Origin of the sequence: Bradyrhizobium sp. (assembly GCF_035273305.1) — a bacterium.
Classification (GTDB): domain Bacteria; phylum Pseudomonadota; class Alphaproteobacteria; order Rhizobiales; family Xanthobacteraceae; genus Bradyrhizobium.
Map to the genome: position 1 here is coordinate 1 of NZ_DATEPI010000202.1, position 9,203 is coordinate 9,203.

Genomic DNA, 9,203 nt, shown 5'->3' on the forward strand with positions numbered 1-9,203 from the left:
TGAAGAAAACCCGTCAGAAGAAGCTAGTCTGCGACCAACCTCACGCCGCCTTCATCAGGCCCTCTTTGGTGAGTGCTTCCTGGACCTTCGGTCGCGCCGCGATACGGGCCTTGTAGGCCAAAAGATTCGGCATCGCGGACAAGTCAAACTTCATTCGATCTGCCCAGGTCAGCATCGTGAACAGATAGCCATCGGCGACGGTGAACTGCTTGCCCATCAGGTAATCACGGTCCGCCAGCACGCTCTCCAGATATTTGAACTTGCCCATCACCCGATCCTTGAAGAAGGCTTTGGCGTCGTCGGCCAACACGGGGCTGAACATCGGCCCGAAATTCTTGTGCAGCTCGCCGGTGATGTAGTTGAGCCATTCCTGCAGCTTGTAGCGCTCGGTGCTATCGCGCGACGGGGCGAGGTTCTTGCCGGCGGCCTTGTCGGCGATTACCTGGACGATGACAGGGCCTTCGGTCAGGAGTTCGCCGTTGTCCATGACCAGCGCGGGCACTTGGCCCTTTGGATTAACTTTCAGGTAATCATCACCGTTTTCGACCTTCTTTGCGCGCAGATCGACCTTGACCAGATCGTAGGGCAGACCGGCCTCCAGCAGCGCGATATGAGGAGATAGCGAACAGGCGCCCGGTGAATAGTACAGTTTCATTGGATTTCCTCCGTCAAATAATTGGCTGGATGGCGACAGGAGGAATAAATGCATTTGCATGCAACAAGTCAAGATTGATGCAGCTGCATTTAGTGCGCTAGACTGACCGGACCGACATGGATTAGGGCATGAAACGTAAACCTTCCACCGAGGCAACCGCGGCCTGGATTCGCTTGATGCGTGTCCAGAGCAGGGTGCTGGATGCCGTCGAGCAGGACCTCAAGAAGGCCGGATTTCCGCCGCTGGCCTGGTATGACGCGCTGCTTGAGCTCTCCCGCGCGCCATCGGGCGAGATGCGTCCGGTCGAGCTGGAAAAGCAGATGTTGATCCCGCAATACTCGACCTCACGGCTGATCGACCGGCTGGTGGACGAAGGGCTGGCCGCGCGCCGCGAATGCAAAATCGACAAGCGCGGCCAGTTCGTCGAAATCACGGAGGCCGGGCGCGAGCTGCAGAAGAAGATGTGGACCGCGTATTCCGCTGCCATCGAAAAACATATCGGGTCCAAATTGTCCGATGCGGACGCCGCCAAGCTGTCCGGTCTGCTCGATCGGCTGGGCTGTTCGTGCGGCGAGGCTCAAATGCAGGCCGCAAGAGACGGCGCGCCCGCCCGATGATATCGATTTCACCTCTCGCATCCTCGGACCTTCGGGCCCGCGGAAATCCCCGACACTGCGCGCGTTTGGTCGAAACGCCCCACACCCGGATTTTTCATGGCGCGTGACCAGATCGATATGACGCCGCTGCAATCGCGCGACGAGTTGGTGGCGTGGCTGGCCGCCGGCGTGAAGCCGTCGTCCGAATTCCGGATCGGCACCGAGCACGAAAAGACGCCGTTCACCCTCGATGGGCATCGACCGGTCGCCTATGAAGGCGCGCGCGGCATCGGCGCGCTGCTTGAAGGCATGAAGCTGTTGCTCGGCTGGGAGCCGATCATGGAGCGCGGCAACATCATCGGCCTCTATGATGTGACCGGCGGCGGCGCGATCTCTCTCGAGCCGGGCGGACAGTTCGAACTCTCCGGCGCCCCCGTCGAAACAGTGCATCAGACGCAGTCGGAGCTGATGGCGCATTTGGCGCAGGTCCGCGAGATTGCCACTCCGCTGGGGATCGGTTTTCTCGGGCTCGGCATGACGCCGTCATGGTCGCGGGCGGAGATGCCGGTGATGCCGAAAGGCCGCTACAAGATCATGACCGACTACATGCCGAAGGTCGGCCGCTACGGTCTCGACATGATGTACCGGACCTGCACGGTGCAGACCAATCTCGATTTCTCCTCCGAAGCCGACATGGTCAAGAAGCTCAGGGTATCGGTCGCGCTGCAGCCGATCGCCACGGCGCTGTTTGCGAATTCACCGTTCACGGAAGGCAAGCCCAACGGCTTTCTGTCGTTCAGGTCGGAAATCTGGCGCGACACCGACAATGCGCGCGCCGGAATGATTCCCTGGGTGTTTGAAGACGGGATGGGATTTGAACGCTGGGTCGACTACGCGCTGGACGTGCCGATGTACTTCGTCAAGCGCGGCGACTCCTACATCGATGTCGCCGGGTCCTCGTTCCGCGATTTTTTCCTCGGCAAGAACACGGCATTTCCCGGCGAACGTCCGACGCTTTCGGATTGGGCCAACCATATATCGACCGTGTTTCCCGAGGTTCGGCTGAAACGCTATCTGGAGATGCGCGGCGCGGACGGCGTGCCATGGGGACGGCTCCCGGCGCTGCCGGCATTCTGGGTCGGGTTGCTTTACGACGACACCAGCCTGGACGCCGCATGGGAGATCGCCAGACACTGGAACGCGCATGAGCGGCAGGCATTACGCGATGACGTGCCGCGCCTCGGCTTCAAGGCGAGGATCAGGGATCGCTACCTGTTCGAAATAGCCAAGGAGTGCTTGACGCTGTCGCATTCGGGGTTGCGCCGCCGCAGCCGGATCGATCAGTTCGGCCATGACGAGACCCGGCATCTGGAGCCTTTGGAACGGATCCTGGATTCCGGCCACACGCCGGCCGAGGAAATGCTCGAAAAGTATTATGGGCCTTGGCATCAGTCTGTGGAGCCGGCCTATGAGGAGTACGCCTTTTAATCGGTCGATTGGGGCTGTGAGTGCCGATTGATTCCGTAGCATCGGGCAACACATAAAATTTGCCCTTTTTGCAGTGCGAGGGCTGTTCATCAAACGTACATCTTCATGGCGATCAAATGGCATGGCGCAAACGGCTGCGTGTCCAGCAAGTTGAAAGCAATCCCGGATGTGGCGAGCCCGCCTCCTAAAAGCGTGTGTGCTGCCGTTCGCGTTGCTGGCGGCCGTTACCGTCGCGCGACTGGCGCAGGCGCAGGCCAATTTCGACCGTCCCGGCAGTGACTATCAGAGCTCAATCGTCCCCACCGGCGACCCCGCGGACTGCGCGCTGATCTGCGAACGCGATCGCCATTGCCGGGCCTGGAGCTTCAACTATCCCACTGACATCGCTGGCGGCGCGGTATGCTGGCTGAAGAACGGCGTGCCCGCGCGTAGTCCCAACAATTGCTGCGTCTCCGGCGTGCGCGGCGCGGGCGTGGTGGAGCCGCGCAATGGATCGGTGGAAACCTCAATCGACCGGTTAGGTGGCGATTACCGCAATTTCGAACTCAAAAGCAGCGAAGGCGACGAGCCCTGCAAGGCGGCCTGCGTCGGCGACAACAAGTGCCGGGCCTGGACTTATGCCCGGCCGGGCTATGTCGGCAAGGCGGCACATTGTTTCCTGAAAAAGGAAATCAAGCCCCCGCGGCGCAGGGCAGGATTCATCTCTGGCGTCGTGCGGTAACATTTCGCCCCTCTGGGACGTACTGTTGGTCTGTCGAGCCGATCGGCATGCAGGAAACCAGGAGTTCGAGATGATTTTGACCCGGAGAGTTTTGAACAGCGTAGTTGTCGCGGCGGCGATCGCTGCAGTCAGTTCGTTCGCCCCGGCATCCGCCAACACGGCCGTTCCGTTTTCGGCGAGCGCATTCAAGGCCGCGCAGATGGCGGGCGATCCGATCCTGGTGGAAATCCACGCCGACTGGTGTCCCACCTGCAAGGCGCAGAAACCCATTCTCGACAAGTTGACCGCTGATCCCAAGTTCAAGCAGCTGAAGATATTCCGGGTCGATTTCGATTCGATGAAGCCGGTGGTCAAGCAATTCGGCGCCCAAATGCAATCCACGCTGATTGTCTTCAAGGGGCTTGCCGAGCAGGGCCTCTCCGTGGGCGATACCAGGGAGAGTTCGATCTCGGCGTTGCTCAACAAGAGCTTTTAAATCAGGTGACGCATCTTGCGCTGGCCTTGCTGGCCGGACTGCTCTCGATCCTTTCGCCTTGCGTGCTGCCGCTGGTGCCGATCGTGCTCGGGGCGGCGGCAACTTCCCATCCGCTCGGCGCTTTGGCGCTGGCCGGCGGCCTTGCGATATCCTTCACCGGCCTTGGCCTGCTGCTAGCCGTCGCGGGGTTTGGGCTCGGGATCGACGCCGGCACGTTCCGGATTGCGGCAGCCGCGATCATGATCGTGCTCGGGGCCGTCCTTCTCAATCCAGCCTGGCAGGCGCAACTCGCGGCGGTCGGTGGGCCGGTGTCGAATTGGGCTGACCGGCACTTCGGCCGCTTTGCATCGGCCGGCCTCGCCGGCCAATTCGCGCTGGGCCTGCTGCTCGGCGCGGTTTGGTCTCCCTGCGTCGGCCCGACCCTGGGCGCGGCCTCGCTGCTGGCGTCGCAGGGGCGCGATCTGCCGCAGGTCGCGCTGACGATGGCGGTATTCGGCATCGGCGCAGCGCTGCCACTGGTGCTGTTCGGATTGATATCCCGCGCGAGGCTGATGGGCGTTCGATCGCGCCTGCTCTCGGCCGGCAAAGTTGGAAAGGGCCTGCTCGGCGGAGCCTTTCTCGTGATCGGATTGGCCATCGTCAGCGGCGCGGACAAATGGATCGAAGCCGTTCTGGTCGATGCCTCGCCGCAATGGCTGACGCAATTGACGACATCGTTTTAGGATTGTCAGCACGAGACGAGCGGAGCGCGCTCTTTCTTATCCCTGCCCCGTTTGTGGGGTCGAGACGAGCGAAGCTCTCTCTGTCTTATCCCTCCCCCTTTTGTGGGGAGGGTGGCACATCGTGAGCGCAGCGAACGATGTGACGGGTGGGGGGCTGCTTCTGGAATGAGAGCTGTTCGCGAGCGCGCTCGCTGCCAACCCCACCCGGCGCTTCGCGCCACCCTCCCCATCGCAGGGGAGGGATGAAGAGACCGCCGAAGTTCGCGGGCAAAGCTCGCTCTTTCTTTCCTTTCCCTCCCAATCGCGGGGTCGAGACGAGCGAATCTCGCTCTTTCTTATCCCTCCCACTTCGTGGGGAGGGTGGCACATCGTGAGCGCAGCGAACGATGTGACGGGTGGGGCGCTCCACCCCCGCTGCCGTATAAATGCAACAGTCGAAAGCAATCGCGCGCGATCGGCTCGAATAACGCTTCACCTCATCCGGACGAAGGACGCTGGCAAAAATTCCCGCCGCTACGGTGCCCGCCGAAGTCAGCGAGTCTCGGCGACAGCAGTCACATCGAAAGCGGAATGGGGATCGAAATGAAGCGGGAAGTCTCGAATGCTCGGGCGGCGCGGCCAGTTGCACGTCATCCATTTGGACGCGCCCCATTGGCACGTCGTCTGCTGCGCGGCCATCTCTTCGCCTTGACGCTCACGGTGGCGCCGCTCGCCATGATGGCCCACGCACAAGCCGGGTGCACGGTCGGCGGCGCCGCAAGCACGTTCGCGAGCAATTCGACCGTCGATTGCACGGGCACCACCACCAACACCGCACCCGGCAACAACGACGGTTACGGCACTGCCGGCGACGACAACAACATCTACAACATCAATACGGGTGCATCGGTTGTCGGCACCATTTCCGGGATCGTATCCGGCGAAAATGGAACTTATCATGTGCTCGGGACCGTCACCGGCGGTGGTGGCGCAGGCATCGAGACCGGAGGTTTTGCGACCGTAACCAATTCCGGCACCATCAGCGGCATTAGGGGCGGGCTGACTACACACGGCTTACTTAACGTCCTCGGTAATACCGGCACTATCACCGGCGGCATTGAAGGTATTGAGGGTGGCTCCAGCGCCACCATCAACAACACCGGCACGATCTCGGGAACAGCCGCGACCGGAGTCGGCATCTTCATGGGCGACACGGTTGCGGCCACCGTCGATGCGACCGGCAATACCGGCGCCGGCCAGATCACCGGCCAGGCGTTCGGGATCGAGGCCCAAGCGACCGCCGACCTCACCGTTAGCAACGGCACCGGTACGATCTCGGCGACGGCTGCAGCCGGGATCGCCATCGGCGGCGCAAAGAACGTCACCATTAACGGTAATGCCGGATTTATAACGGCGAATAATACGAATGGCATCGCCATCAAGGCCAATGCCCGGGACGTCACCATCAACGACAACTCCGGCGGCATCAGAGCAACCGGCGTCGGCGGCACCGCAATCCAGGCGCTGAACGGCGCCGTCAACGTCAACGGTAACACCGGTGACATCACGGGCGATAAGTTCGGTATCGATGCAAAAACGGTCAATGTCAGCGCGAATTCCGGCTCCATCGAAGCGTTCGCCGCAGGCGGAATCGCCATCCACGTAACTGATAGCGCTACTATCATTAATTCCGGCGACATCACTGCAACCGTCGCCGGCGGCACCGCGATCCAGGCGCTGGCTGGGGCCATCAACCTCAATGGCAACAGCGGCGTCGGTGCCATCATCGCGGGCGACGCTTTCGCCATCGATGCAAAAACCGTCAATGTCAGCGCCAACGCAGGGGTCATCCAGGCATTTGGCGCCAACTCGATCACCATCCACGCGACCAATGCCGCGACCATCATCAACAACAGCGGCGTTATAGAGGCGAGCTTGGGTGGCACTGCGATCCAGTCCGACAACTCGGACGTCACCATCAACGGCAACTCTGGAAGCATAAGCGCGAATGACGCCGGCGGCACTGCGATTCAGGCGCTCAACGGAGCCGTCAACGTGAACAACAATAGCGGCGGCGGCACCACCAACGGCATCGTGGGCGACACCTTCGCCATCAATGCACAAACCGTCAGCGTCACGGCCAATGCCGGCACGATCGAAGCGCTCGCCGTCAGCAACGGCACCGCGATCAACGCAGTCCAAACCGCCACGGTTGCGAACTCGAGCACCGGAAAGATTCTCGCGAACGGCGCGAGCGGTCAGGGGATCAACGCAAACACGATCAACCTGGACAATGCCGGCCTGGTCCAGGCGATAGGGACGGGCGGCGAGGCGATCGTGGTGACCACGTTCGCGGGAGTGAATTCCGGCACCATTTCGGCAGATAAGCGCGGAATCGACGCAGTCACCGCGACGCTCAGCAGCAATTCAGGTGTCATCGAAGCCCTCGCTGCGAACGGATTTGCGATCAGCGCGAACACCGCTGCCGTTACCAATTCCAGCTCCGGCAAAATCCAGGCAAATGCAGCGAATAGCATCGCTATCGTTGCTGATACCGTTAACCTGAACAATGCCGGCACGGTTCAGGCATCAGGCACGAACGGCGTGGCGGTGTTCGTAAACACCGCCGCCACGATCGCAAATTCGGGCACGATTTCCGGCGCGTTTCAGGGCATCACCGGGCCAACGGTCAATGTCACCGGCAATTCGGGGACGATCGAAACGACCGGCCCGGGAGGCATCGCGATCGATGCGGCCGCCGTCAACGTGACCAATGCCGGCGCCATCTCGGGCGCCACCGGCATCCGGGCCAATGGCGCGGGCGGCGTCGGCAGCGTCATCACCAATTCCGGCACCATCACCGGCACCGGCGGTACCGCGATCAAGCTGTCGGCCGCGGCCGATACGCTGAACCTCAAGCTCGGTTCGCACATCAATGGCTTGATCGATATGGGCACCAATACCGCCGACGTCATCAATGTCGAGGCCGACACCGGCACCGCGCGTGGCCTGTCGAAGCTGACGCGCAGCGCCGCCGCCGTGGTCGAGGCGCTCAAGACGCAGCTCGTCAACTTCGATGGCGTCATCAACACCGTGCTGCTCTCGTTTGGGGTCGGCCAACCGACCGTCACCGTCGGCGGCATCACGGCCTCGCTCGATCCGACCGCGCTGGCGCAGACCGATCGCACGCTGGCCGATTTCACCGGCGGGGTGTCCTCGCTGGTGCAGGGTCGGCTGAACGGCACATCAGTGGCGAACGGCTCGATGATGGCGATGGCCTATGCGCCGGAGTCGGCCAGCGTCGCGCCGTTCACCAAGGCGCCGGCCGCGAGCTGGCTCGACTCGGCTCCGATCACGGTGTGGGCCAGCAGCTTCGGCGGCCAGCGCGTCCAGGACGAGACCGCCTCGACCTTGCGCGCGACCTCGACCGCCTGGGGCGCGGCGGGCGGCATCGATCGCCGGCTGCGGCCCGACTGGCTGGTCGGCGCGTTCATCGGCGGCGGCTCGGGCTCGCTGTCGGTCGCGCTGAACTCGCAAAGCGTGAACACCGATTACGTGTTCGGCGGCGGCTACAGCCGGTTCGAATGGGGAGCGCAGTTTGTCGATCTCACCGTGCAGGGCGGCAGCACCGTCAACCGGTCGCGGCGGCTGATGCTCAACAGCGCCGCCGGCGGCGGGCTGGAGACGGCGACCGCCAGCTATAACGGCTGGTTCGTTAGCCCGGAGGTGGCGTACGGCTTCCGCTACGCGCTCGGCAACGAATACGTGCTGACGCCGACCGCGCGGCTGCGCTATATCGCCGGCCGGTTCGGCGGCTACAGCGAAACCGGCTCGAGCGAGACGCTGAGCCTCGCCAGCCGCACCTTGCAAAATCTCGAGGAGCGCGGCGAGCTCGATCTGTCCCGGGTGACGACGTTCTTCGGCGGCGATCACGTGCTCAAGACCAACGTGCATGGCGGTGTGATCGCGCTGCAGCGGGTCGGCGACACTTCCGTGAGCGCGGTGCTGCTTGGCCAGAACCTCGCCTTTACGACGCCGGGCAGCGCCCGCACCGTCGGCGCGGTGTTCGGCGCCGGGTTCGACTACCACACCAGCCGCAACGTCGCGGTGTTCGGCGCGCTCGAGGGCATGGCGATGTCCGACCAGAGCCGCACCGCTTCGGCCAAGGGCGGCGTCCGCGTCGCGTTCTGATCGCGGGGAAAGCGCGCGAGCGAAGCTCGCTCTTTCTTATCCCTCCCCATAAAGAAGGGGAGGGATGAAGAGGCAGCGAAGCTCGCCCTTTCTTACTTATCCCTCCCCCTTTTGTGGGGAGGGCGGGCACATCGTGAGCGGAGCGAACGATGTGACGGGTGGGGGGCTGCTTCGTCATGCGAGGAACGACCCCACCCGGCGCTTCGCGCCACCCCAGAGCGAGCTTTGCTCGTCTCGGCCCCACGAAGGGGGAGGGATAAGAAAGAGCGAACTCCGCTGCCTCTTCATCCCTCCCCTTTACTTATGGGGCGAGACGAGCAGAGCTCGCTCTTGGGGTGGCGCGAAGCGCCGGGTGGGGTTGGCAGCGCAGCGGTGC

The 9,203-nt window shown here is 62.8% G+C and carries 7 protein-coding genes; 6 read left to right on the forward strand and 1 reads right to left on the reverse strand.

What is annotated here, in order from left to right; genetic code table 11:
- Positions 1-40 precede the first annotated feature (40 nt).
- Positions 41-655, reverse strand: coding sequence for a glutathione transferase GstA (gene gstA / locus VJV58_RS13760; RefSeq protein WP_324137907.1), 615 nt, complete (start codon positions 653-655; stop codon positions 41-43).
- 128 nt (positions 656-783) lie between these two features.
- Here gstA and VJV58_RS13765 point away from each other — a divergent pair, with 128 nt between their 5' ends.
- The 6 genes from VJV58_RS13765 (at position 784) to VJV58_RS13790 (ending at position 8,827) form a co-directional block, all read left to right on the forward strand.
- The gene (locus VJV58_RS13765) at positions 784-1,272 is read left to right on the forward strand and encodes a MarR family winged helix-turn-helix transcriptional regulator (RefSeq protein ID WP_324137908.1); all 489 of its coding nucleotides are present in this window, start codon (positions 784-786) and stop codon (positions 1,270-1,272) included.
- Between the two features lie 96 nt (positions 1,273-1,368).
- Positions 1,369-2,739, forward strand: a complete 1,371-nt coding sequence (locus VJV58_RS13770; protein ID WP_324137909.1) for a glutamate--cysteine ligase — start codon at positions 1,369-1,371, stop codon at positions 2,737-2,739.
- Positions 2,740-2,905: 166 nt separating this feature from the next.
- The gene (locus tag VJV58_RS13775; protein WP_324137910.1) at positions 2,906-3,460 is read left to right on the forward strand and encodes a PAN domain-containing protein; all 555 of its coding nucleotides are present in this window, start codon (positions 2,906-2,908) and stop codon (positions 3,458-3,460) included.
- A 70-nt stretch (positions 3,461-3,530) separates the two neighbouring features.
- On the forward strand, positions 3,531-3,935 hold the full coding sequence (locus VJV58_RS13780) for a thioredoxin family protein (RefSeq protein WP_324137911.1): 405 nt from the start codon (positions 3,531-3,533) through the stop codon (positions 3,933-3,935).
- Positions 3,936-3,940: 5 nt separating this feature from the next.
- Positions 3,941-4,657: a cytochrome c biogenesis CcdA family protein gene (locus tag VJV58_RS13785; RefSeq protein ID WP_324137912.1), complete on the forward strand. Its 717-nt coding sequence runs from the start codon at positions 3,941-3,943 to the stop codon at positions 4,655-4,657.
- 651 nt (positions 4,658-5,308) lie between these two features.
- Positions 5,309-8,827: an autotransporter domain-containing protein gene (locus tag VJV58_RS13790; RefSeq protein WP_324137913.1), complete on the forward strand. Its 3,519-nt coding sequence runs from the start codon at positions 5,309-5,311 to the stop codon at positions 8,825-8,827.
- Positions 8,828-9,203 lie beyond the last annotated feature (376 nt).